Annotated in this window: 26 protein-coding genes; 15 read left to right on the plus strand and 11 right to left on the minus strand. The window is 28.5% G+C overall.

The window, feature by feature from the left end; translation table 11 throughout:
• Positions 1-28 precede the first annotated feature (28 nt).
• A complete protein-coding gene (locus KI686_RS01055; protein WP_237587375.1) occupies positions 29-838 on the minus strand; it encodes a glycogen/starch synthase in 810 nt (269 codons plus the stop codon).
• A 97-nt stretch (positions 839-935) separates the two neighbouring features.
• On the opposite strand from KI686_RS01055, the gene panC reads away from it, so the two are divergent.
• Genes panC through KI686_RS01070 form a run of 3 tightly spaced genes read left to right on the plus strand, consistent with a single transcriptional unit; the run spans position 936 to position 3109 of the window.
• Positions 936-1787 carry a pantoate--beta-alanine ligase gene (gene panC / locus KI686_RS01060; RefSeq protein WP_237587376.1) on the plus strand — a complete coding sequence of 284 codons (852 nt, stop codon included), beginning with the start codon at positions 936-938 and terminating at the stop codon, positions 1785-1787.
• Positions 1788-1811: 24 nt separating this feature from the next.
• Positions 1812-2162 carry an aspartate 1-decarboxylase gene (panD, locus tag KI686_RS01065; protein ID WP_237587377.1) on the plus strand — a complete coding sequence of 117 codons (351 nt, stop codon included), beginning with the start codon at positions 1812-1814 and terminating at the stop codon, positions 2160-2162.
• A 2-nt stretch (positions 2163-2164) separates the two neighbouring features.
• A complete protein-coding gene (locus KI686_RS01070) occupies positions 2165-3109 on the plus strand; it encodes a lysylphosphatidylglycerol synthase transmembrane domain-containing protein (protein ID WP_237587378.1) in 945 nt (314 codons plus the stop codon).
• Positions 3110-3132: 23 nt separating this feature from the next.
• On the opposite strand, the gene KI686_RS01075 is transcribed toward KI686_RS01070, so the two are convergent.
• Entirely contained in the window at positions 3133-4044 is a 912-nt protein-coding gene (locus KI686_RS01075; RefSeq protein ID WP_237587379.1) for an NAD(P)-dependent oxidoreductase, read from the minus strand.
• 338 nt (positions 4045-4382) lie between these two features.
• Here KI686_RS01075 and radA point away from each other — a divergent pair, with 338 nt between their 5' ends.
• Complete coding sequence (gene radA / locus KI686_RS01080) at positions 4383-5744, plus strand: DNA repair protein RadA (RefSeq protein WP_237587380.1); 1362 nt, start codon at positions 4383-4385, stop codon at positions 5742-5744.
• Between the two features lie 194 nt (positions 5745-5938).
• On the opposite strand, the gene KI686_RS01085 is transcribed toward radA, so the two are convergent.
• The 4 genes from KI686_RS01085 to KI686_RS16870 form a co-directional block, all read right to left on the minus strand.
• Positions 5939-6589: a peroxiredoxin-like family protein gene (locus KI686_RS01085; protein WP_237587381.1), complete on the minus strand. Its 651-nt coding sequence runs from the start codon at positions 6587-6589 to the stop codon at positions 5939-5941.
• A gap of 245 nt (positions 6590-6834) precedes the next feature.
• Positions 6835-7839 (minus strand): sugar kinase, encoded by a 1005-nt coding sequence (locus KI686_RS01090; protein ID WP_237587382.1) that lies wholly within the window; start codon positions 7837-7839, stop codon positions 6835-6837.
• A 181-nt stretch (positions 7840-8020) separates the two neighbouring features.
• The gene (locus tag KI686_RS01095; protein ID WP_237587383.1) at positions 8021-8767 is read right to left on the minus strand and encodes a uroporphyrinogen-III synthase; all 747 of its coding nucleotides are present in this window, start codon (positions 8765-8767) and stop codon (positions 8021-8023) included.
• A gap of 16 nt (positions 8768-8783) precedes the next feature.
• Positions 8784-9425, minus strand: coding sequence for a DUF4271 domain-containing protein (locus KI686_RS16870; protein WP_368735863.1), 642 nt, complete (start codon positions 9423-9425; stop codon positions 8784-8786).
• Between the two features lie 80 nt (positions 9426-9505).
• Between KI686_RS16870 and KI686_RS01100 the strand changes: the two genes are divergently transcribed.
• The 3 genes from KI686_RS01100 to KI686_RS01110 are packed head-to-tail and all read left to right on the plus strand — an operon-like array spanning position 9506 to position 12005.
• Complete coding sequence (locus KI686_RS01100; RefSeq protein WP_237587384.1) at positions 9506-10228, plus strand: polyprenol monophosphomannose synthase; 723 nt, start codon at positions 9506-9508, stop codon at positions 10226-10228.
• A 9-nt stretch (positions 10229-10237) separates the two neighbouring features.
• A complete protein-coding gene (locus KI686_RS01105) occupies positions 10238-11575 on the plus strand; it encodes a dihydroorotase (protein WP_237587385.1) in 1338 nt (445 codons plus the stop codon).
• Position 11576: 1 nt separating this feature from the next.
• On the plus strand, positions 11577-12005 hold the full coding sequence (locus tag KI686_RS01110) for a DUF4296 domain-containing protein (RefSeq protein WP_237587386.1): 429 nt from the start codon (positions 11577-11579) through the stop codon (positions 12003-12005).
• Here KI686_RS01110 and KI686_RS01115 read toward each other — a convergent pair.
• Positions 11992-12993 (minus strand): NAD-dependent epimerase/dehydratase family protein, encoded by a 1002-nt coding sequence (locus KI686_RS01115; protein WP_237587387.1) that lies wholly within the window; start codon positions 12991-12993, stop codon positions 11992-11994. The two genes, KI686_RS01110 and KI686_RS01115, sit on opposite strands and share 14 nt — an antisense overlap.
• A gap of 167 nt (positions 12994-13160) precedes the next feature.
• Between KI686_RS01115 and tyrS the strand changes: the two genes are divergently transcribed.
• Positions 13161-14453 (plus strand): tyrosine--tRNA ligase, encoded by a 1293-nt coding sequence (tyrS, locus tag KI686_RS01120; protein ID WP_237587388.1) that lies wholly within the window; start codon positions 13161-13163, stop codon positions 14451-14453.
• A gap of 104 nt (positions 14454-14557) precedes the next feature.
• On the opposite strand, the gene KI686_RS01125 is transcribed toward tyrS, so the two are convergent.
• Entirely contained in the window at positions 14558-15004 is a 447-nt protein-coding gene (locus KI686_RS01125) for a YHS domain-containing (seleno)protein (protein ID WP_237587389.1), read from the minus strand.
• A 42-nt stretch (positions 15005-15046) separates the two neighbouring features.
• Complete coding sequence (locus KI686_RS01130; RefSeq protein ID WP_237587390.1) at positions 15047-16021, minus strand: LuxE/PaaK family acyltransferase; 975 nt, start codon at positions 16019-16021, stop codon at positions 15047-15049.
• Between the two features lie 95 nt (positions 16022-16116).
• On the opposite strand from KI686_RS01130, the gene KI686_RS01135 reads away from it, so the two are divergent.
• The 7 genes from KI686_RS01135 to KI686_RS01165 all read left to right on the plus strand — a co-directional run bounded on the left by KI686_RS01135 (position 16117) and on the right by KI686_RS01165 (position 21348).
• The gene (locus KI686_RS01135; protein ID WP_237587391.1) at positions 16117-16809 is read left to right on the plus strand and encodes a hypothetical protein; all 693 of its coding nucleotides are present in this window, start codon (positions 16117-16119) and stop codon (positions 16807-16809) included.
• 19 nt (positions 16810-16828) lie between these two features.
• Positions 16829-17233: a hypothetical protein gene (locus KI686_RS01140; protein ID WP_237587392.1), complete on the plus strand. Its 405-nt coding sequence runs from the start codon at positions 16829-16831 to the stop codon at positions 17231-17233.
• A 4-nt stretch (positions 17234-17237) separates the two neighbouring features.
• The gene (locus KI686_RS01145) at positions 17238-17780 is read left to right on the plus strand and encodes an RNA polymerase sigma factor (protein ID WP_237587836.1); all 543 of its coding nucleotides are present in this window, start codon (positions 17238-17240) and stop codon (positions 17778-17780) included.
• Between the two features lie 3 nt (positions 17781-17783).
• Positions 17784-19142 (plus strand): hypothetical protein, encoded by a 1359-nt coding sequence (locus tag KI686_RS01150; RefSeq protein ID WP_237587393.1) that lies wholly within the window; start codon positions 17784-17786, stop codon positions 19140-19142.
• Positions 19143-19257: 115 nt separating this feature from the next.
• Complete coding sequence (locus tag KI686_RS01155; RefSeq protein ID WP_237587394.1) at positions 19258-19611, plus strand: hypothetical protein; 354 nt, start codon at positions 19258-19260, stop codon at positions 19609-19611.
• A 245-nt stretch (positions 19612-19856) separates the two neighbouring features.
• The gene (locus KI686_RS01160; RefSeq protein WP_237587395.1) at positions 19857-20204 is read left to right on the plus strand and encodes a hypothetical protein; all 348 of its coding nucleotides are present in this window, start codon (positions 19857-19859) and stop codon (positions 20202-20204) included.
• Positions 20205-20373: 169 nt separating this feature from the next.
• Positions 20374-21348 (plus strand): YitT family protein, encoded by a 975-nt coding sequence (locus KI686_RS01165; protein ID WP_237587396.1) that lies wholly within the window; start codon positions 20374-20376, stop codon positions 21346-21348.
• An 82-nt stretch (positions 21349-21430) separates the two neighbouring features.
• Here KI686_RS01165 and KI686_RS01170 read toward each other — a convergent pair whose 3' ends face one another.
• The gene (locus tag KI686_RS01170) at positions 21431-22492 is read right to left on the minus strand and encodes an isoaspartyl peptidase/L-asparaginase family protein (protein WP_237587397.1); all 1062 of its coding nucleotides are present in this window, start codon (positions 22490-22492) and stop codon (positions 21431-21433) included.
• A gap of 70 nt (positions 22493-22562) precedes the next feature.
• Positions 22563-23702, minus strand: a complete 1140-nt coding sequence (locus KI686_RS01175) for an ATP-binding protein (RefSeq protein WP_237587398.1) — start codon at positions 23700-23702, stop codon at positions 22563-22565.

Consider the following 23702-nt stretch of genomic DNA (forward strand, 5'->3'; position numbering starts at 1 on the left):
TATCAAAAATATTCTTATCCAAGAAGAATTAATCTTCTGAAATTAAATTAGCATAAAATTCTAAATAAGTTTCTTTTATATTTTCTGTTTGATATTCTAAAACAGGAAGCTCTTTTTCTTCTATAAAAGAACTTAATTCTTCTGAAACATTTTCACTTCCATGAATAATTGCATCAGAATTTTCTATCGCGCTTTTTAAGATGTTTGTATAATTTGGCGTCTTTAATGTTAAAACTTTGTCTTCACTAATGTCATCAAACTTTACTTTATCCGCCAATTTCTCATTCAAATTACCCTCAAAACTATTATCGTAAAGAGAAGTAATAATTTTACTTTCTGTAAATAATGGCTCTTCTTTATAAAATTCTTTTAAATATAGTGGTAATAAAGAAGCTAACCAACCATGAACATGTATAATATCTGGAGCCCAATTTAACTTTTTAACAGTTTCTACAACACCTTTAGCAAAGAAAATTGCACGCTCATCATTATCTGGAAACAAATTATCATCTTCATCAGAAAAAACAGCTTTTCTTTTAAAGTATTCTTCATTATCAATAAAATAAACTTGCATTCTTTCTTTAGGTATAGATGCTACCTTTATAATTAAAGGCATGTCCATATCATTAACAACCAGGTTCATACCAGACAAACGAATTACTTCATGTAGCTGATGTCTTCTTTCGTTAATAACGCCATACCTTGGCATAAAGATTCTTGTTTGTACCCCTTTAGAATGTGCGTTTTTTGCAACATTAAAAGCTGTTGACGATAACTCTGTTTCTGGTAAGTAAGGCACTACCTCAGACGAAACAAATAATATTCTTTTGTCCTTCATTAAATCAAACTCTTTTATAAGAAGTGCAAAAATACGAATTTTTATGCAAATATCGTGTTAAAATGGTAAGTTTGCAGACTTTACTCAATTTTTGAAGATGAGAATTTTTACTACTAAAGAAGAAATAAAAACCTTTTTAACACATATAAAAAAGGAAAATAAAACTATTGGCTTTGTGCCTACAATGGGCGCATTACACGATGGCCACTTATCTTTAATTAAAAAAGCTAAGAAAAAAAACGACATTGTTGTTGTTAGTATTTTTGTAAATCCTACACAATTTAACAACCAAGAAGACCTAATAAAATACCCAAAAACGTTAGATAACGATACTAAATTACTAAAAAGTACTAATTGTGATGTTTTGTTTTTTCCTTCTGTAGAAGAAATTTATGAAAACAACGTAAAATCAGAAAAATTTAATTTTGATGGTTTAGAACATCAAATGGAAGGTAAATTTAGAGAAGGTCATTTTGATGGTGTTGGTACAATTGTAAAAACATTTTTTGAAATTGTAACACCTAACAAGGCTTATTTTGGCGAAAAAGATTTTCAGCAATTGCAGATTATCAAAAAAATGGTAGAAAAAAACCAACTTCCTGTAAAAATAAAAGGTTGTCCAATTTTTAGAGAAGAAGACGGCTTAGCAATGAGTTCTAGAAATATTCGTTTATCTAAAAAACACAGAGAAGCCGCTCCTTTTATTTATAAAACATTAAAAAAAGCTAATAAAAAATTTGGCACAGAAAATGCTATTAACGTAACCGAATGGGTAGAAAATCAATTTAAAAAACATCCTTTATTAGATTTAGAGTACTTTACTATTGCTGATGAAAAATCATTAGAAACCATAAAAAATAAAGAATCTAACAAAAAATACAGAGCTTTTATTGCAGTATTTGCAGGAGAAATAAGATTAATTGATAACATTCGTTTAAATAAAAATTAACCAAAAAAAGCTTATTTTTGCCGCATGTTAGTACAAGTTGTAAAATCTAAAATCCACCGTGTAAAAGTTACAGGTGCAGATTTAAATTATATAGGAAGCATTACCATTGATGAAGATTTAATGGATGCAGCAAACATTATAGAAGGAGAACGCGTTCAAATAGTAAACAACAATAATGGAGAGCGTTTAGAAACTTATGCAATTCCCGGACCTAGAGGTAGTGGAGAAATTACATTAAATGGTGCTGCAGCAAGAAGAGTTGCGGTAAACGATGTGTTAATTTTAATTGTTTATGCTTTTATGGATTTTGAAGAAGCCAAAACTTTTAAACCAAGTTTAGTTTTCCCTAATGAAGCAGATAATACTCTTACATAGGTTTGGATATTAAAAAGACTTTAAAAATTATATTACCTCTCGTTTTGGGAGGTTTTTTAGTTTGGTATTCTATCTCTAAAATATCTATAGATGTTTTAATAGGTTATTTTAAAGAAGCTAATTACAGTTATATTTTTCTTGGTTTATTTTTCGGAATTTTAAGCCACCTCTCTAGAGCTTACCGCTGGAAGTTTATGTTAGAACCTTTAGGTTTTAAACCAAAATTTACCAACAGTGTTTTAGCTGTTTTAGTTGGTTATTTGGTAAACTTAGCTTTGCCAAGAGCCGGAGAAATTTCTAGAGCAACCGTAATGGCAAATTACGAGAAAATTCCGTTTGAAAAAGGTTTCGGAACCATTGTTGCAGAACGTATTGCAGATTTAATAATGATGCTTTCTATCGTTGCAATTACACTTTTTGTTCAGTTCGATTTTATTTACAACTTACTAACACAAAACTTTAATCCAACAAAAATAATTATTGGTTTAGCTGTTTTAGTTATTGGTTTTTTCATCTTTTCATCTTTTGTAAAAAAAGCAGAATCTGGTTTTTTACTAAAAATTAAAACTTTTATTACTGGTTTAATAGAAGGTGTTACCAGTATTTTTAAAATGAAAAATAAATGGGCTTTTATTTTTCATACTATTTTTATTTGGGTAATGTACGTAGCCATGTTTTGGGCAACAATACCTGCAATAGACGGTTTAAGCCTTCCGTTTGGCGGTGTTTTAATTGGTTTTATTGCTGGCGGATTTGCTATTGCGGCAACAAATGGCGGAATTGGTTTATACCCAATAGCTGTAGCTGGTGCTTTGGCTTTGTTTGATATTCCTACAGAACCTGCAACTGCTTTTGGTTGGATTATGTGGACTGCGCAAACCGCAATGATTATTGTTTTTGGTGGCTTAGCATTTCTATTCTTACCTATTTACAATAAAAATAAATAACTTAATAAAGCCTATTTTAAAGGTTAACCTTTAAAGTAGGTGTTTATATTTTCTATTACTTTTTCGCTTAACCTAACAAATGCTTGTTGTGTTCTACCACTAGAAACTTCAAAACAATTTACGTTTGGTAGTTTTAATAGTTCTTTTCCTCCTAAAGCACCTAAAGAGTCACAATACACAACATTATTATCTGTGTTTATCCATTTGTTAAAAGGTACTGAATCCCAAGCAGGAGATAATCCAATATTGAATAATATTTTAGAATTTCCAAATTTTAAAAATTCCTCTTCATGCAATAAAACGGTGTTTTTATTTAACGCAGCAATTACAACTTCATTTGTTTCCATTAATTTATCTAAAGGTAAAAAATGGTATCCTTTTTCTTTGGCTTCTTGTTTTTCACTTCTAGCAAAATAAGTAATATCTGCACCTAAAAAGTTAAGTCCATCAGCAACCATACCTCCTAACTTTCCCAAACCAATAACACCCACTTTTAAACCTGTAATTTCTCTCGGAATTCCACTCCAAGCTTTTCTAGGTTTTCCATCAGATGTGTTTCCAAAACCATGTAAACATCTTACCAATTCGCTAATTACATATTCCACAACACCTTCATCACCATAATCTCTTACACCTGTAACCGTTATTCCTTTTGAATTTGCATAATTAATATCAACATTTGCACTTTCTGGTGTATATAAAGAACAACACATTCCTATATATTTTACGTTTGGGCAACGCTCTAAAATTTCTTTTGTTAATGTTGTAGTATAACTCAATAAAACGGCATCTGCAGCACCAATTCGTTTTACAATTTCATCATCAGTAGTTGGCATATCAGTATGCAACACCAAATTATCTGCAAACGATTCTAATTTTAAATTTGCCGAATCAATTAACCCCAAAGGCTCTATTCCTACAATTTCTTTAAACATAATAAACTTTATTTACCAAATCACCAACTTATGAAATATCATTTATAATAACTAATTTTTACTCTTAACTTTATTTTCTTGTTCAAAATAAATATTTTTTTGGCGTTCCCTAAAGGTCGCGCTTTCATTACTCGCTTTTTTTAGTTTTGTTCTCGATACAAATTTGTTCATTCTTCACAAATTCACTCGAACTGACAACTAAAAAAGAGCTCAAACATGCCATTCAATCGCTAACGCAACTGTTTGCCAACTTTTAAAATTCTGTAAAATTAATTTAGTGTTTAAAATCAATTTTACTTTGTAACTTTACTCCTTTTAAACTTTACAAATCAAAATAAATGGCCAAAACCAAAACAACTTTTTTCTGTCAAAATTGTGGAACACAACACGCAAAATGGGTTGGCCAATGTGGCGCTTGTAAAGAATGGAATACCATTGTAGAAGAAGTTGTACAAAAAGAAGAAAAACGTGTTTGGAAACAAAGTACAACTGCAAAACAAACAGTAAACAAACCTTTAAAAATTGCCGACATACAACTAAACCCAGAAGAAAGAGTTGTTACCAATAACAACGAATTAGACACTGTTTTAGGTGGCGGATTGGTAAAAGGTTCTGTTACACTTTTGGGTGGAGAACCTGGTATTGGTAAATCTACTTTATTATTGCAAGTTGCTTTAAACATTAGCCAAAAAGTATTGTATGTTTCTGGTGAGGAAAGTCAGTCTCAAATAAAAATGAGAGCAGAACGTTTAGAAGCCAATAACTCTAACTGTTTAATTTTAACAGAAACTAGCACACAACAAATTTTTAAAAATATAGAAGAAACAGGACCAGATGTTTTGGTTATAGATTCTATACAAACACTACACACAAATTCTATAGAAGCATCTCCCGGAACTATTTCTCAAATTAGAGAAACCTCTGCAGAGTTAATAAAATTTGCCAAAGAAACAGCTACTCCTGTTTTATTAATTGGCCACATTAACAAAGAAGGAAACATTGCAGGTCCAAAAATTTTAGAACACATGGTAGATGTTGTTTTACAATTTGAAGGAGACAGAAATCATACCTACAGAATTTTAAGAAGTCAGAAAAACAGATTTGGTTCTACATCAGAATTAGGTATTTACGAAATGCTTTCTAACGGATTAAGAGAAATCTCAAATCCGTCTGAAATATTGATTTCAAAAAAAGATGCAGATTTAAGCGGAACTGCAATTGCAAGCACTTTAGAAGGAATTAGACCTTTAATGATAGAAATACAAGCCTTGGTTTCTACTGCTGTTTACGGAACTCCACAACGTTCTACAACCGGTTATAATTTAAAACGTTTAAACATGCTTTTAGCTGTTTTAGAAAAACGAGCAGGTTTTAAATTAGGTGCAAAAGATGTTTTTTTAAATATTACTGGTGGTATAAATGTAGATGACCCTGCAATAGATTTAGCGGTTGTTGCAGCAATTTTATCATCTAACCAAGATATTGCTATAAACCCAAATGTATGTTTTGCTGCAGAAGTTGGTTTGGCAGGAGAAATTAGACCGGTTTCTAAAATTGACCAAAGAATTACAGAAGCAGAAAAATTAGGCTACAAAACCATTGTAACATCAAAATACAATAAAATATCTTCTAAAAATCATTCTATAAAATTGATTTTAGTTGGTAAAATAGAAGAAGCTTTTGCTACTTTGTTTGCTTAAAATTTAATCTTATCAGGTTCAAAAAGAAAGTCTCTTCAAGTTTTAAAAACTTAAAGAGACCTAAAATATTTTACTTTTAGATAAGTACTAAACTCAATTACAATCTAATTGTTGTCAAACAAGCTTAGCCCTGATTGCAGTGGCATCCTTTTTGTTTTTCACAAAAAGATATAACGGAAAGCAGGAAATAGCTTCTAAGAAAGGGCTTTTAAAGCCTCAATAATTTCTTCTGGCTCAGAACGTGTTCTATAATCTACATTTACATAACTCCATTTAACAACTCCGTCTGTACCTAATATAAATGTAGCCGGAATTGGCAATATACTTGCGTTACCGTTATTAATTTTCTTTAAATCTAGATTACGATCTACTCGCATATGTTCCATTAAAAATTCTGGAACTTCCCAAGCAACACCATATTGCGAAGCTACTTTTGCGTCTTGATCTGACAATACAATAAAATCCATTTCATTAATTTCATTTTTTGTTAATGATCCGTCTGGCACTTCTGGACTGATTGCAACTAACTCTGCTCCTAGAGTATGAATTTCGCTTAATTTAGCTTGCAATGCTCTTAATTGTAAATTACAATACGGACACCAACTGCCTCGATAAAAAGTAACTACAAGAGGTCCTTTTTCTAATAAAGAAGACAAAGAAACTGAATCTCCTTTTGGGTTTGGTAGTTGAAAATCTGGTGCTTTTTCTCCTATTTTAATGGCGTCTTTTCCTTCTTGAAAAGATTTTGCTTTTGCTATAATATCATCAACCCCTTTCATAAAATTAGGGTTATTTTTTCTTCCTGCTGCTATTTTTGCATCAGTTTGTTCTTTTAATGTTTTCATATATTGTTTTAAGTTCTATTTTTAACTTATACATAGACTATTAAAATACTTGGAATTTAAATTTAAAATACCTCGTTTTTAATTGACGTTAGCGAAGTTAATTCTTTACAACTAAAAGGAAAAACATCTGTTTCTAAATAACAAATAGTTAACAAATACACTTAGCCCTGATTGCAGTGACATCCTTTTTGTTTTTCACAAAAAGATATAACGGAAAGCAGGAAATAGCTACTAAAAACAAAAAATTATCTCTTTATTTTTCCAGAAGTATCACCATCCATTAAACTGGTTACATTTTCTACAGAAACCATATTTACATCGCCAAGAACGGTATGTTTTAAAGCACAAGCGGCTGTGGCAAAATTTAAAGCATCCATATCGTCTTTATAATGTAATAAACCATAAATAATACCCGATGCAAAAGCATCTCCTGTACCAACACGATCTATAACATGTGTAATATCTAATCTTTCTGCTTTTATAAATTGTTTTCCATCCCACATTTTACCTTGTATTTGTTGATGAGAAGCACTGATAGATTTTCTTGTTTTACCTACTACTTTTTCTATTCTTGGGTATTTGTCCATTAATAATTTAGCAGAAGCACTAAAACCGCCACCTAATTCGCCAAGACCAAAAATTTCATGAATACCACGATTACTAGTAAGAACTATGTCTGTGTTTTTTACCAATTCTGGCATTACTTCTTGCATGGTTTTACCGTATTTCCACATATTATTACGAGAATTAATATCACCAGAAACCTTTATACCCATTTTATTAGCAGTTTTAATAGCATCTAAACAACATTGTGCTGCGCCTTCTGAAATAGCTGGTGTAATACCTGTGTAATGAAACCAATCTGCACCTTTAAGTACTTTTTTCCAATTTACCATGTGTGGTTCTATTAAAGAAAAAGCAGAACCTTCTCTTTCATAAATTACCTCACTAGGTCTGTGTACTGCTCCTTTTTCTAAAAAATACTTACCTAACATATTATCACCATAAACTACATCTACAGTGCTTAACCAATGTTTACGTAAAAATTGTGTGGCTGCTTTACCAAGAGCATTGTCTGGAAAACGGGTTACATGCGCAGCTTTCATTCCTAAATATCCACAAGAAATTCCTACGTTTGCTTCTCCTCCTCCAAACACAATATCAAAAGAACTTGCTTGAGAAAATTTTGTATATCCTGGTGGAGATAAGCGCATCATTACTTCACCAAATGTAATTAGTTTTTTAGCCACAATATTAAATTTTAATTTAGTTTATTATTTCTTGTTGAATGTATTTAAAAAACATGAAACACACAAAAATTTAAAATCTAAAATTTAAGAATATGTTATTTTTTATGATATAATATTCTAAAAACACAAAAACCGAACATTTCTGTTCGGTTTTTCTCAATTTTAAAAGAATGTAAGTAAATTATTTTTTATTTACTTCTTTAATATATTTATCTAAAGCCATTGTCATAGAAGGTGTTTCTGGTGATGGTGCAACAATATCGCATTTAAAACCAGCTTCTGTAACAGCTTTTATTGTAGAATTACCAAAAGCAGCTATTCTTGTTTTGTTTTGTTTAAAATCTGGAAAGTTCTTTAATAAAGACTCTATACCAGATGGGCTAAAGAATACTAAAACGTCGTAAAAAACATTTTCTAAGTCAGATAAATCACTTACTACAGTTCTATATAAATCTAATCGAGTCCAATTTATACCTAACTTATCTAATTCTTCAGGAATTAAAGGTTTTAATTTGTCTGAACTTGGTAATAAAAACTTTTCAGTTTTATGTTTCTTTATTAATTTTAATAATTCTGTAAATGATCTAGGGCCAACATAAATTTTACGTTTTCTATAAACCACATACTTTTGTAAGTAATAAGCAACAGCTTCAGATTGACAGAAATATTTCATATCATCTGGCACTCTAAAACGCATTTCTTCTGCAATTCTAAAGAAATGATCTACTGCATTTCTACTTGTTAAAATAATTGCACTAAAGTTTTTAAGATCAACTTTCTCTCCTCTAACTTCTTTTACAGGAATACCTTCTACATGAATAAAAGGTCTAAAATCTATCTTTACTTTTTGTTTATCAGATAAATCAAAGTAAGGAGAAGTTTCTGTCTTCGGTTTTGGTTGTGACACTAAAATTGTTTTCACTTTCATACGCTTCGTTTTGTATTTAAAACATCAATTTAAACAGTATAAATAAAGGTGCTATTTCGAAGCTGCAAATGTACAAAATAAAATAAAACAACTTACTAAAAATCAGCTTTTTATTATTTACAAAAATTAAGACCGAACGAAGAAAAAACAAAGCCCCTGAAAAACAGAGTAAAAAACCAATATTTACTCTAGAATACTCAAACAAAAAAAGAGCAAAAAGCAAGAAAAATGAAACAGAATATAAATAGCTTAGTTTAGACATTAAAAAAAAACCAATTATAGGTTTAATTTCAAACAACAAAGACATTAAAAATTCTAACCCTCTCTTAATCACAAAATAACCAAGAACACCTAAAAAAATAAAACTAAAACTTATAGGACCTGATACAAAATTTAAAGAAAAAGAGAGACTTAAATAATATATAAGTAAAGAAAAAACTAGGGTTGAAAATAAAGAAGTTATTACCTGAAAAGAATCTAAAAAACTAATCTCTTCTTCCATTTCTTTAAGAATAAAACGTCTTTGAAACATTGATAAAGCATAGGATTCTAACTTTTTTGCATTTAATAGTTTTAAAAAAAAAACCATAGCAATAAGGGTTACCAACAATATGGTAATCCAATCAGAATTTAAACTTATCCTTTCTAATACTTCCACCTTTTTGGTTTTATAATATTAACACAAAATTAGTAATTAAATCATGTATATTTGCCTACTTACCACATGAAATTTTATTTATGTCAGACGCGTTAGTCATAATTCCTACCTATAACGAAAAAGAAAATATAAAAGCTATAATTACAGCTACTTTTAATCAAGAAAAAGATTTTGATATTTTAGTTGTTGATGATAACTCTCCTGATGGAACTGCTGAAATTGTAGAGGAGTTAATGCTAAAATTTCCTAATCGTCTTTTTATAGAAAAAAGAAAAGGCAAAAATGGTTTAGGTACAGCTTATATTCATGGATTTAAATGGGCAATTGCAAAAAAATATGATTATATTATAGAAATGGATGCAGATTTTTCTCATAACCCAGAAGATTTAATCCGCTTGTATAATGCTTGTAAAAAAGAAAACGGAGATGTTTCCGTTGGCTCTAGATATGTTAACAATCAAGTAAATGTTGTTAATTGGGATATGAAAAGGTTATTACTTTCTTATTTTGCATCAAAATACGTACGTTTAGTAACTAAAATTCCTCTTTTTGATACTACAGCTGGTTTTGTTTGCTGGAAAAGAGAAGTATTAGAAACAATTAATCTAGACAAAATAAAGTTTGTAGGTTATGCTTTTCAAATAGAAATGAAGTTTAAAGCTTGGAAACATAACTTTAATATAAAAGAAGTTTCTGTTATTTTTACAGACAGAACTTTAGGTACTTCTAAAATGAGTGGTAATATTGTTTATGAAGCTTTATTTGGAGTAATAAAAATGAGATTAAAAGGTTTACCAAAATAAAATTGCAAGATGAATTCTTACTTAATAAAAAACGCAACAATAGTAAATGAAAACAATACTTTTAAAGGTGATGTTTTAATTGAAAATGAAATTATAAAAGAAATTGCAGCAGAAATAACAACAGCAAAAAATGCTACTATTATTGATGCTGAAGGAAAAACTTTAATTCCTGGTTTTATTGATGATCAGGTGCATTTTAGAGAGCCTGGTTTAACACACAAAGCAAATATAGAAACAGAAAGTAGGGCTGCAGTTGCTGGCGGAATTACTACTTTTATAGAAATGCCAAACACTGTACCACAAGCTACAACACAAGATTTATTAGAAGATAAATTTAAAATTGCTGCTAAAGATTCTTACGCAAATTATTCTTTTATGTTTGGTGGAACCAATGATAATTTAGAAGAATTATTAAAGACAGATCCAAAAAAAGTTGCAGGAATTAAGTTGTTCTTGGGTTCTTCTACAGGAAATATGTTAGTTGATAATGAAGCTGTTTTAGAAAAAATTTTCTCATCAACAAAAATGATTATTTCTGTACATTGTGAAGATGAAGCAACTATTAGAAAAAACACACAAGAGTTTAAAGATAAATATGGCGATGACATTCCTGTAAAATACCATCCAATTATTAGAAGCGAAGAAGCTTGTTATTTATCCTCTTCTAAAGCTATAGAATTGGCTAAAAAAACAGGTGCAAGATTGCATATTTTTCATCTATCAACTGCTAAAGAAACAGAGTTATTTAGAAACGACATCCCGTTAGAAGAAAAACAAATTACAGCAGAAGTTTGTGTGCATCATTTATGGTTTTCTGATAAAGATTATGAAGAAAAAGGAACACATATAAAATGGAATCCGGCTGTAAAAACTGAAACCGACAGACAAGGTTTATGGAAAGCTTTTTTAGATGATAGAATTGATGTTTTAGCAACAGACCACGCACCACATACGTTAGAAGAAAAAGATAACGTATACACAAAAGCACCAAGTGGCGGACCTTTAGTACAACATGCCGTAATTGCTATTTTAGAAAAAGTAAAAGAAGGTGTAATTTCTATTGAAAAAGCTGTTGAAAAGATGAGTCATAATCCAGCAAAATTATTTCAAATAGAAAAAAGAGGTTTTGTTAAAGAAGGTTATTTTGCCGATTTAGTTTTAATTGACACAAACAAACCTCAAACAGTTTCTAAAGACAATATTTTATATAAATGTGGTTGGTCTCCTTTTGAAGGCACAACTTTTTCTTCTACTATAACACATACTTTTGTAAACGGAAAACTAATATACAACAATGGTGTATTTGACGACCAAACAAAAGGTAAACGACTTACTTTTAACAGATAACATGAAAAAAATAAGCTATTTATTACTCTTTGTTTTTTTGGTTTCTTGCACAAGTAATACTATTTTTAAAAAACCAGAAGATCTAATACCGAAAGATACAATGATGCTATTAATAGAAGACATGATGATAGCTTCTTCTTCTAAATTTGTAAAAAACAAAAACAACGAATCTAAGATTAATTACATGTCTTTTGTGTACGATAAATATAAAATTGATAGTTCTCGTTTTAAAAGAAGTAATTTTTACTACATTTCTGAAATAGATTTATACGGTGAAATGATAGATGATGTTAAAAAGCGATTGGAAGAAAAAAAATCTTTTTACAAAAAAATAAGCGATAAAAAAGATTCTATTACAAACGATTCTATACTTAAAAGTAATAAAATATTACTAAAAGTAGACAGCATTAAAGGTCTTAAAAAGAAGTAAAATTTTTACACACTCTTTTTATTACTTCTTCAATTTTTTCAAACTGAAAAGGTAACATATTTTCAATTTTTTCTGATGAATATCTAGATACAGAATGTGCACTTTTTGCAGAGTATTTACTTAAAAGAGGTGCTTTTTTTGTTAATAAAGATATCAACCAAGAAATTCTCCAAAAAATATTAGTTTGCCAAGGTTTTATTTTTTTAGAAGGCATTTTTTTACCAAAAAAAGTAGCCATCATATAAAAAATTTCTTTAAAAGATTTGTTTTCAGAAACCAATATAAAACGTTCATTTTTTATATTAGAATTCATCAACTTAACCATTACTTCTACTACATCTTTTACACCAACAAAACCAGTAATACCTTCTGTATAATATTTAAATCCTTTATAAATTTGAGAGAATAATTTACTAGAACCTTGTTGCCAAAAACCACTTCCTAAAATTACACCTGGGTTTACAATAACTACATCAACTCCTTCTTGGCTTGCTCTCCAAATTTCCATTTCTGCTCCAAATTTAGTAATTGAGTAACCGCTATTATCATTCTCTTTATTCCATTCATTTTCTTCTGTAATTAAACCTCCTTTTAAAGAATCGCCAACAGAAGCAATAGAACCTACAAAACAAATTTTATCAATTTTGGCATCAATAGCAAGATTTACAATAATTGCTGTTCCATGAATATTTATTTTTCGCATTTCTCTATAATCTTTAGGATTAAAAGAAATTAATGCAGCACAATGATATACTTTTTTAACACCAACAAAAGCCGGAATCATAGAAGGCACTTCTGTAACATCAGCTTTAAACCACTCTATTTTAGAAATTAGAGAATCATCATCAGTATAAAAAGAAAAAACTTCTTTTACTTTTTTTATTTTCTCTTTGGTGCGATATATAGCACGTACTTTTTCATCATTTTTAATTAAATGATATAATAAATGTGCACCAACCAAACCTGTTCCTCCGGTAACTAAAATCATACGGCTAATTTATGATTTTTTCATTGATAAGTTTATCTTTGCGCTACGAAAATGGTAAATGATTAATTGCCATAAAAGCGTTAAATTAAAGATACCGAACGTATATATAAGTTTCGAAAACATTGATTTAACACACCTATTTAAAATTGAATTAATTTAGATTTATAATGACAAACTTTGTTGAAGAATTACGCTGGCGTGGACTATTGCATGATATTATGCCAGACACGGAAGAATATTTATTAAAAAATAAAACCGCTGGTTATATCGGTTTTGATCCTACTGCAGATTCTCTACACATTGGTAGTTTGGTTCAAATTTTTATTTTAAAACACTTTCAAAACGCAGGGCATAATCCTATTGCTTTAATTGGTGGTGCAACAGGTATGGTTGGTGATCCTTCTGGTAAATCTGCAGAAAGAAACTTATTAGACGAAGCAACTTTAGAAAAAAATATTGCAGGTGTTAGAGAAAATTTAGAGCGTTATTTAGATTTTGATGCAACTGCAGAAAACAAAGCAGAATTGGTTAATAATTACGATTGGATGAAAGATATTTCGTTAATCGATTTTGTTAGAGATACAGGTAAACATATTACTGTAAACTACATGATGGCTAAAGATTCTGTAAAAAAACGTTTAAGCTCAGAATCTTCTGTAGGTATGAGTTTTACAGAATTTACATATCAGTTATTTCAAGGATACGATTTTTATCACCTATACAAAGAGAAAAATTGTATGCTACAAATGGGTGGTTCTGATCAATGGGGAAATATTACCACTGGTACAGAATTAATCCGTAGAAAAGCACAAGGAAAAGCGTACGCAATTACAGTGCCTTTAGTTACAAAAGCAGATGGAACAAAATTTGGTAAGACAGAAGGTGGTAATGTTTGGTTAAATGCAGACAGAACATCGCCTTACAAATTTTACCAATATTGGTTAAATTCTTCTGATGAAGATGCAGAAAATTTTATTAAAAAGTTTACATTTTTAGATAAAGAAACTATAGAGAATTTAATTGCAGAACATAAAGAAAATCCGCATTTACGTTTATTGCAGAAAAAATTAGGAGAAGAAGTTACTATTTTAACTCATGGAAAAGAAGCTTATAAAAATGCTTTAAAAGCTTCTACTATTTTATTTGGAAAATCTACAGCTTCTGATTTAAAATCTTTAGATGAACAAACTTTTTTAGACGTGTTTGATGGTGTACCACAAGCTACAGTTTCTGCTACAGACATAGAAGAAGGTTTAGATATGATTGGAGCTTTAGCTGCAAAAACAAACTTCTTAAAATCTAACGGAGACGCAAGAAGAGCATTAAAAGAAAATGCAATTTCTGTAAATAAAGAAAAAGTAAAAGAAGATTACTCTATTACAAAAGAAGATTTAATAGCTAATAAATATGTGCTTTTACAAAGAGGTAAAAAAACGTATTATTTATTAAGTGTAGAGTAATTTATAAATATTATAAAACTAAAAAAAGAGCTGAAGATGATTCAGCTCTTTTTTCTTTTCAACTACATTCACAAACTCCCCCAAGATTGCTTTCAATCATTATATTACTCTTTAATAATTTTTTGCCAATTTTTATCAGCCTTATTTTTTAATTCTTCTGCTCCTTCTTTCTCCCAAAGTTCTAACGTATTTATTCCCCAAGAATTGTAAAATAAATAAATTTTTCCGTCTCTTATTTCAAATGTTTTAGGGTCTATAGATACTTTGTCTCCTTTTGCGCCTATTGCATATGCACAATAACCACCATAAGCAGGTATATATTTTTCTGGTGATTTTTTAAAAATCTCTAAATTTTCTTTAGATACAAATTTGTATTTTACACCATCATGCGCTGTTGTAAATTTTTTATCTCCTTTAACAGCTTTGTTTTTAAAATACATAACTACATCGTAGCCTTCTGCAACATAGCCTTTTTGAATATTATAACTGTTTTTTTGAGAAAATAAAGATGTTGATACTACTAAAAATAGAATTGTTAAATAAGGTTTCATAAATTTATATTTTTACAAATAGTCGTAAAAATTATCTTTAAATTACAAAACCATTAAATTACAACCTCTAATATCAGAATTATCAAAACGTCCAATAATTTCAAACGTATCATTCTGGTATACTTTTCCTAAATCTTGTGTGGCAATAAAAGAACAAGAATTATAGTTTGCTAAATCAATAACATTAATTCCACCTGTTTTTCCGGTCTGTTGTATGGTTAAAGCATCTTCTGTATCTCTGGTAAGAATTTTCATCCAAGGTGGCGTTTTAAAAATACCATTTCCTTTAGAATATCCTTGGCTTAACAACTCTGTCATTCCGTATTCTGAGTGAATTCTATCAACTCCAAATCCATCTTGTAAAAGTTCGTGTAATTCTTCTCTAACCAATTCTTTTCTTCTACCTTTCATTCCACCAGTTTCCATAATTATGGTGTTTTTTAGGTGAAATTTTTGGCTTTCAACCAAATCTAACAAAGCAAAAGAAACTCCTATTAATAAAACTTTTTGTCCTTTTTTATCTAATTCTGATAATTTTACGGCTAATTCATCAATATTATTTAAATAAAAGCCGCTTTGCTCATTCTTCGATTTTTTTATTAAATCATCTACCATAAAAACCAAAGAAGAACCTTTACGTTCTAAATAATTAGGCAACAAAGCCAACACAACATAATCTTCTATATCTCCATAAAAGTGAGCAAATCCTTTTAAATAGCTTTCTTTATAAAGATTAATATCCGTTACATAATGTTTACTTGTAACACTACCCGTTGTACCAGAACTTGTAAAAATTTCTTGCTCTTTTTCTAATGATGAAATTACTTTTCTGCTCTTAAAGAATTGAATAGGTAAAAACGGAATTTCATTAACCTTAGTAACATCTGAAGGATGAATATATAGTAGATCACAAAAAGATCTATACACCTTATTATTATTAAACTGATGTTTAAAAATGGCTAAAGCAACTTGCTTAAAATCTTCTTGTGTCTGTATGTTAAAAATATCTTCTTGCATATACTTTTACAAAAATAGTATTATTACACGCAACCTTTTAATTCTTTTTACATCTTTTAAATATAAAAGTTAACCTAAAACTATTATTTAAAAATATGAACTTTAAAAATAGCATACTTATTCTTTTTACGCTGTTGTTTTTTTCTTGTGAAGAAAACCAAATTACCTTAGATGCAGATAATTTATTACTTGGTAATTGGGTAGAACCTGTTTACAACGGAGAAACGACAACTTATAAAAGAGGAGAATCTTTACCTAACAAAGGTTATGGAATTTCTTTTAACCAACAAAATATTTATACAGAACGCACATCTGGTTGGTGTGGCACGCCACCACTTTCTTACTTTAATGTAGAAGGTACTTTTGAGTTAAAGAATCAAATTATTAATATTTCTAAACAAAGTTTTCCTACAGATTATGCTTTAAAAATAGTTTCGTTAACAGAAACTGAATTGGTCGTTAAAAAAGAGCTTACAGAGCAAGAAATAGATCATAAAAATTTAATAGACCTATTTACAGAAATAGAAGAACTAGCATATAGCATTTCTTGTACAGATATTAACAATTGGTCTTTTACCGCTTATGGAGCAAAAGCTTGTGGTGGTCCGCAAGGATATATACCTTATTCTAATCAAATAGATATTGATGCTTTTTTAGAAAAAATTAAAATATATACGCAAGCAGAAAAAGATTATAATGAAAAACACGGAATAATTTCTGACTGTGCTTTAGCTGCTACTCCTGTTTCTATAGAATGCCAAAATGGATATCCAATACTTAAATACTAATTTATAAATACACACTTTAATGAAAAAACTTACATTACTTTTATTTAGTTTAATTGTTTTTACATCTTGCCTAGATGATTCTTATACTCCTAATTACACGTATGAGTATTTACCAATAGATGAAGCAATAACTCCAGATAGTTTAACATTTGGTGAAGTTGATACCATACACATAAAATATTCGCTGCCAAATTATTGCTATTCTTTTGATAGAATTTATTACGAAACACAAGATACTACTAGAATTGTAGCTGTTACAGCTTTAGTAAATTTAGATGATGATTGTGCTGAACAAATTATACAAGAAGAATACGACATACCAATTATGGCATCACAAAAAGAAGATTATATCTTTAAATTTTTTAAAGGAGTTGATAGTGATGGAGAAAATATTTTTGATGAAATAATAGTTCCTGTAAATTAGCCTCATCAAACTAGAGAAACTCATACAAGAATGCTGCAAACAAAAAATTACAGCGCAAGCAGAAGTTTATCAGATTTTTTCTGATAAGCTTTTTGCTGTATGTTTAAAATACTCTCGTAATTATCAAGATGCAGAAGACACTTTACAAGACAGTTTTATTACAATATTTGATAAAATTAATCAATATAAAAACAAAGGTTCTTTTGAAGGATGGTTAAAAAGAATTACCATAAATACAGCACTGCAAAAGTATAGAGAAAAATCTCCTTTACAAATTGTAAAAGAATATGATGATGAACAAGAAGAAACAGATTTAGATCTAGAAAATACTACTGTAAATGTAGATGTTTTATTAAAATTTATTCAAGAATTACCAGATAGATATAGGCTGGTTTTCAATTTATATGTTTTAGATAATTTTTCGCATAAAGAGATTGCTAAAATGTTAGATATTTCTGAAGGAACTTCTAAATCTAACTTATCTAGAGCAAGAAAAATTCTTAAAGATAAATTAGAAATTTATCAAAAAAAGGCACAAAAAGCTTAATTAATGAGTAATAAGAATATAGATAAATTGTTTAAAGACCAACTTAAAGATTTGGAGGTAACTCCAAATAAAAAAGTATGGAATAACATAGAGTCTAAACTTAAAAAGAAAAAACGTAAAGTAATTCCTTTTTGGTGGTTTACAACTGCAGGTGTTGCCGCATTACTAATTTTAGGATTATTTTTATACCCTTTTTCTACTAATGATGATTTTATTAAAAACGATTCTAATATCATAATTACAAACAGTAATACTCCGCTTAAAAAAACAGAAAGTATAGATTCTTTAATTCTGCCAGAAAAAATTGAAGAAAACATACGTATTGTTGATAATAACACCAAACAAAAAACAGATAAAGACAAAAAATCTACTACAAAAAACTCAATTAAAGAGGAGAAGATTGTTAGCTCAAAAAACGCTATGAAAAAGATATTATTAGCTAATAATTCTGATGAAAAAAATAAAAAAGTTGAAGAAAACAAAACTCAAAAACACGCTAATAAAAAAAGAGATACTTTAATAAATAAGAACAAAGAACAACAAAAAAATACTACTAAAACAAACAAGAATACATCTATTAAAAAGATAGATTTTAATAATTTTATAAAGCAGAAAGACAGTGTTTATATTGCAAAATCTTCTAAAAAAAATTGGTCTATTTCACCTGTTTTTGCAGTTTTAAATTCTAATTCTTTTTCAAATTCTTCTCCAATAGATCAAAATTTATCCAACACAACTCAAGGAAAAAATTCTATCTCTTATGGTTTACAAGTAGGTTATCAAATAAATAAAAAATGGAGCATTCAATCTGGTATATTTTTGCAAGAAACTAATTACACTAATAAACAAATTACTGTATCGCCTTCTATTGCAAGAAACTCTACAGCTTCTGTTACTTTTAATACTGGTAGTTCTTTTAACTTTACTGCTAATACTAACGAAATTTCTGATTTTGAAAACTTTGATGAATTTAATTCAATAATGACTAGCACATCAGATTTAAACGGTAATTTAAATCAGAATTATGGTTATATAGAAATCCCTATAGAGGTTAAATACAATCTTGTAGCTACTAATAAATTTAACACCGAATTAGTTGCTGGTTTTAGCTCTTTATTTTTACAAAAAAACAAAATAAACTTTAGTACTCAACTACTCTTAAAATCTGGAGAAGCTACCAATTTAAACGACATCAATTTTAGTGGAAATTTTGGTTTTGATTTTAATTACTTTTTAAACAACAGTTGGTCATTTAATTTAAACCCTATGATTAAAGCGCAACTAAACACTTTTAGTAAAAACTCTAACGGTTTTGCGCCTTATAATTTAGGTCTGTTTTCTGGGATAAAATATAACTTCTGATATTTATATAAAAATTAACATCCTTTAAAAACATCTTTATTGAATAATTAATATTATTACCGATAATGTGACTTTTGTAAAAATTAAGAGTCTAATTTTATATAAAACATAATTAATGAAATTAAAAAAGAATACATATAGAACTCTAAGTGGTACTAAAGAAATTGTGGAAACCATTAAGAAAAAAAGTTCTCAATGGGTTATTTATGAAAATAATAAACCTGCTTTTTATGTAGATTTTTATGATTTAAAAACAGAATCTAATCTAATAATGAATAACTTAGTTTTATGTTCTGAAAAATCTATACATGAAGTTTTAGAGCTAATTAATAAAAGAAACAATATTAACTTATCTGTGCCTAAAATATCTCGTTTAGGTTTTAAAAAACAAATAAAATCTGAAGAAATAGAACTTTCTTTAGAACCAATTCCAGAAAAATGGTTGTCTTATTACATAGAAACTATTTAAAAGCTTTTGTAACAACAATCTAAAATTGATTATAATTTGTTCTAAGCTACTTAAAATTATAATTTATATCATTAGCCAACTTAGCTAATTTCTCTTCCCTCAATATTTAAAAATTTACTATTAAAGATACCTACAAAGGTTTTACTTAGGTAAAACACAGTATTTGCTTGCAATAAAAATACCTATAAATAGGTATTTAAAAAATTATCCTGTTTTTCTAGTTTTACATGCCAACTAACATTTAAATGATATTAAAAAAAAAATTATACAGAACATTAAAAGGGCGCAAAGAAATTATAGTACCATCAAAAAAAACATATTCTCAATGGGTTATTTATAAAGATAATGTGCCTAAATATTTTGTAGATTTTTATGATTTAAACACCGAATCTAATCTAATAATGAATAACTTAGTATTGTGTTCTGATAGATCTATACATGAAGTTTTAGAGCTTATCAATAAGAATAATAATATTAACTTGTCTGTGCCTAAAATATCTCGTTTAGGTTTTAAAAAACAAATAAAATCCGAAGAAATAGAACTTTCTCTAAGACCACTTCCAAAAAAGTGGTTAATTTACAGCTCTAAATAACTTCTAAAAGATATCTATTTAAAAAATAAAAAACCAACTCAAATGAGTTGGTTTTTTTGTCACTTACAATACGTGTTGTTATTTAAAAAACTATTAATTTCGTTTTAAAATGAATTAAAACTCATTTTATCTGACCCCCTATTAATAAAACTCTCTTAATCTTAACATAATGAAATCTTACTTAGCAAATATCATAATAAAAACAACTCTTAAGTTTAAGGATAAAAAAAAGTATCCTAAAGGAAAACCATCAGAATATAAACTTGCCAAAAGGTATAAAGAAATTCTAATTAACTTTAAACGTAACTTTAAAAACCTTTTATTAATAATTGTTGGTATATTTTCTGCTTCTTTTGGTTTTAAAGGTTTTTTATTAACAAACGATTTTATAGATGGTGGTGCTACAGGTATTTCTTTACTAATAGCTGCAATTACAGGAATTCCTCTTTATATTTTAATTATTTGCATCAACTTTCCTTTTGTAATTATGGGCTATAAAATTATGGGAAAACAGTTTGCTATAAAAACGGCTTTAGCTATTGCTGGTTTAGCACTTTGTGTTGCAGTTGTACCTTTTCCTAACGTTACAAATGATGATTTATTAGTTGCAATTTTTGGAGGTTTTTTTCTTGGTGCAGGTATTGGCCTTTCTATTAGAGGTGGCGCTGTTATAGACGGTACAGAAGTTCTTGCCATTTATTTAAGTAGAAAATTTGGTACAACCATTGGTGATATTATTATACTAATTAATGTTATTATTTTTTCTGTTGCCGCTTATTTACTTTCTATTGAAATAGCATTATATTCTATGATAACTTATATGGCAGCCTCTAAAACATTAGATTTTATAATAGAAGGTATAGAAGAATATATTGGTGTAACTATTATTTCTTCTCAAAGTACAAGAATAAAAGAAATGATTACTCATAAATTGGGGCGTGCTGTAACAATTTATAAAGGAAAAGGTGGTTTTGAGAAAGAAGGAGTTGCTAACGAAAAAGAAATTATTTATACTGTAATAACTCGTTTAGAGGTTAATAAATTAAATACAGAAATTGAAAAAATTGAATCGAATGCTTTTATTATAATGAATAGTATAAAAGATATAAAAGGAGGTATGATAAAGAAAAGACCACTACATTAACGGTCTTAAATAAACAAAAAGGCAATACAAATTAATTTTTCTAATAAATCTGTATTGCCTAAAATTTTAAACAAATATTGTTTTATTCTTTGTATATTTTTACAACTAATTCTCCTTTATCATCCATAGAAGCTCTGTACATACCTGCTGTATTAAACTCAAAAGACATATTTCCATTTTTATCTAAAGCTACAACACCGCCTGTACCACCAAGTTTAGTTAGCTTATTTTGAATAACATCTTTTGTTGCTTCTTTTAAAGAACTATTTTTATATTCCATTTGAGCAGAAATATCATAAGCTACTTGATTTCTAATAAAATATTCTCCCCAACCTGTAGATGAAACACCACATGTTGCATTATTAGCGTAAGTACCAGAACCTATAATTGGCGAATCTCCAATTCTACCCCAACGCTTGTTTGTCATTCCTCCTGTAGAAGTTCCTGCGGCAATATTTCCTTCTTTATCTAAAGCAACACAACCTACAGTACCAAATTTGGCATTTTTAATATCAGAATCATAAAAAACAGCCGTTTTATCATCATGATCTAATTCTGTTTTTTCTTTGTCTTTTATTCTTTTTAAAGATTTAAATCGTCTTTCTGTATAAAAATAACTTGGGTCTACAATTTCTAATCCTTTTTCTTTTGCAAATTCTGATGCCCCTTTACCAGAAAGCATTACATGATCAGAATCTGTCATTACTTTTATAGCCAATTCTATTGGGCTTTTTACATTTGTTACACCGGCAACTGCACCTGCATTTAATGTTTTTCCGTCCATAAAAGAAGCGTCTAATTCATTGGTTTCTTCATGTGTAAAAACAGCTCCTTTACCAGAATTAAATAACGGAGATTCTTCCATTACTTGTATCGTTTTCATTACGGCTTCTTGGCTTGTGCCGCCATTTTTTAAAATTGTATAACCAATTTTTATTGCTTCTGTTAACTTAGCTTTGTACTCTACTTCTTTTTCATCAGACATATTTTTCTTTAAAATTGTGCCTGCTCCACCATGAATTATAATTGCAAATTCGTTCTTTTTCTCTTCTGTTGTTTGTAAAATATTTTTTTGTTTATTAGAAGCTGGTTGGCATCCAACTAATAATGTTAAAAAAATAATTGTAAAAAGTTGCTTTATCATAATTTATAGTTTTGTCGAATTTAAAAAACAATCTTAAAATCACAAAACAATCGTATTTTTAATTACAACTTTAACTATATTTTACTTTTCTAATAATTCGCATTGCTTCTTTGTATTTAATGTAAGTTGTTTTATCATCTAAATTTCTAATATAGTTTTTTGCTTTTTTTAACTGTATAGATACTTCTAAAAAACCATGTAAATAACAAATTAAGTAATTTGTAGGTAGACGTAAAATTTCGGCTTTTTCTATATCTGAAAGAATTTCTTTTCTTTCTGTTTTAGCAACAAGGTTATTACATGTGTTGTAAATAATTCTTACAATATTTTCATCAAATTTTGGCGGAACAAATAAAAATTCTTTTACAATAGAATGCTTTCCGTTTTCTTTAAAGTTGATGATTGTTTTTTCTAAAGGATATAATTCTTCTTGCTTTTCTAAACCTAAATAAAGGTATTCTGTTACTATAAAAGAGTCTTTATTATAAGTTATTTGAACATCATCTAAAGAAGAAAAAAATATTTTTACTTGCTCATTAATTAACTCTATATCTACTCTAGAAAAAAAATCTTCACCTTTTATAACTTTCTTTTCTCCTGCCCAACATAATACAAATTGCTCGCTAAAAACCTTATATTGTGGATTATATTCTATTTTATGATTATTTATAAAATAGAAAACACCATCTAAAGTTAATTCAATATTATTTCTTGCATTTTTTTCTATTGCATCAACAATATCTTTGTTTGTATTTCTTAATTCGAAGTTTCTGTTTACAGGAATAGAATTACTGCCTCTTCTATAAAAAATTGTTTCTTTATTATATTTCCAAACATTTTTTAAGAGTGATGTAATTTTATTATTAGGATAAATAGTAACCAAACCAATAACTTTATGACGTGGTAATCTTGGAAAAGGAACATTTACATATTCTATTTTTGGTGGATTTTTTAAGTATGCATTTACCAAATTTTGAATCTTACTATCATCAAAAAAGTCTACACCAACTATTTTATTAGCTTCATCTTCAACACCAATTACTAAATAAGAATTGTTTTCTGGATTAGAATTAGAAAGTGCACAGATATGTTTTAAAAACTTTGCCTTTCCGTCTTTAGTATTTAAGGATAACTTTTGCTTTTTATCATAAAAACTATTCTCATCGTTATGAGAAAGTAGGTTTTTGATAAGTAAGCGTTTGTTAATCAT

Origin of the sequence: Polaribacter sargassicola (assembly GCF_021991835.1) — a bacterium.
GTDB lineage: Bacteria > Bacteroidota > Bacteroidia > Flavobacteriales > Flavobacteriaceae > Polaribacter > Polaribacter sargassicola.

Excerpts from the sequence above, each read along its gene's own strand:
- KI686_RS01175 (WP_237587398.1), bottom strand. The coding sequence starts at position 23,702 with ATGATTAACAAACGCTTACTTATCAAAAACCTACTTTCTCATAACGAT.
- KI686_RS01075 (WP_237587379.1), bottom strand. The coding sequence starts at position 4,044 with ATGTTTAAAGAAATTGTAGGAATAGAGCCTTTGGGGTTAATTGATTCG.
- KI686_RS01125 (WP_237587389.1), bottom strand. The coding sequence starts at position 15,004 with ATGAAACCTTATTTAACAATTCTATTTTTAGTAGTATCAACATCTTTA.
- panD (WP_237587377.1), top strand. The coding sequence starts at position 1,812 with ATGTTAGTACAAGTTGTAAAATCTAAAATCCACCGTGTAAAAGTTACA.
- KI686_RS01155 (WP_237587394.1), top strand. The coding sequence starts at position 19,258 with ATGAAATTAAAAAAGAATACATATAGAACTCTAAGTGGTACTAAAGAA.
- KI686_RS01170 (WP_237587397.1), bottom strand. The coding sequence starts at position 22,492 with ATGATAAAGCAACTTTTTACAATTATTTTTTTAACATTATTAGTTGGA.
- KI686_RS01135 (WP_237587391.1), top strand. The coding sequence starts at position 16,117 with ATGAACTTTAAAAATAGCATACTTATTCTTTTTACGCTGTTGTTTTTT.
- KI686_RS01165 (WP_237587396.1), top strand. The coding sequence starts at position 20,374 with ATGAAATCTTACTTAGCAAATATCATAATAAAAACAACTCTTAAGTTT.
- KI686_RS01160 (WP_237587395.1), top strand. The coding sequence starts at position 19,857 with ATGATATTAAAAAAAAAATTATACAGAACATTAAAAGGGCGCAAAGAA.
- KI686_RS01115 (WP_237587387.1), bottom strand. The coding sequence starts at position 12,993 with ATGATTTTAGTTACCGGAGGAACAGGTTTGGTTGGTGCACATTTATTA.
- KI686_RS01110 (WP_237587386.1), top strand. The coding sequence starts at position 11,577 with ATGAAAAAAATAAGCTATTTATTACTCTTTGTTTTTTTGGTTTCTTGC.
- KI686_RS01100 (WP_237587384.1), top strand. The coding sequence starts at position 9,506 with ATGTCAGACGCGTTAGTCATAATTCCTACCTATAACGAAAAAGAAAAT.
- KI686_RS01095 (WP_237587383.1), bottom strand. The coding sequence starts at position 8,767 with ATGAAAGTGAAAACAATTTTAGTGTCACAACCAAAACCGAAGACAGAA.
- tyrS (WP_237587388.1), top strand. The coding sequence starts at position 13,161 with ATGACAAACTTTGTTGAAGAATTACGCTGGCGTGGACTATTGCATGAT.
- KI686_RS01130 (WP_237587390.1), bottom strand. The coding sequence starts at position 16,021 with ATGCAAGAAGATATTTTTAACATACAGACACAAGAAGATTTTAAGCAA.
- radA (WP_237587380.1), top strand. The coding sequence starts at position 4,383 with ATGGCCAAAACCAAAACAACTTTTTTCTGTCAAAATTGTGGAACACAA.
- KI686_RS01140 (WP_237587392.1), top strand. The coding sequence starts at position 16,829 with ATGAAAAAACTTACATTACTTTTATTTAGTTTAATTGTTTTTACATCT.
- KI686_RS01105 (WP_237587385.1), top strand. The coding sequence starts at position 10,238 with ATGAATTCTTACTTAATAAAAAACGCAACAATAGTAAATGAAAACAAT.
- KI686_RS01085 (WP_237587381.1), bottom strand. The coding sequence starts at position 6,589 with ATGAAAACATTAAAAGAACAAACTGATGCAAAAATAGCAGCAGGAAGA.
- KI686_RS01150 (WP_237587393.1), top strand. The coding sequence starts at position 17,784 with ATGAGTAATAAGAATATAGATAAATTGTTTAAAGACCAACTTAAAGAT.
- panC (WP_237587376.1), top strand. The coding sequence starts at position 936 with ATGAGAATTTTTACTACTAAAGAAGAAATAAAAACCTTTTTAACACAT.
- KI686_RS01055 (WP_237587375.1), bottom strand. The coding sequence starts at position 838 with ATGAAGGACAAAAGAATATTATTTGTTTCGTCTGAGGTAGTGCCTTAC.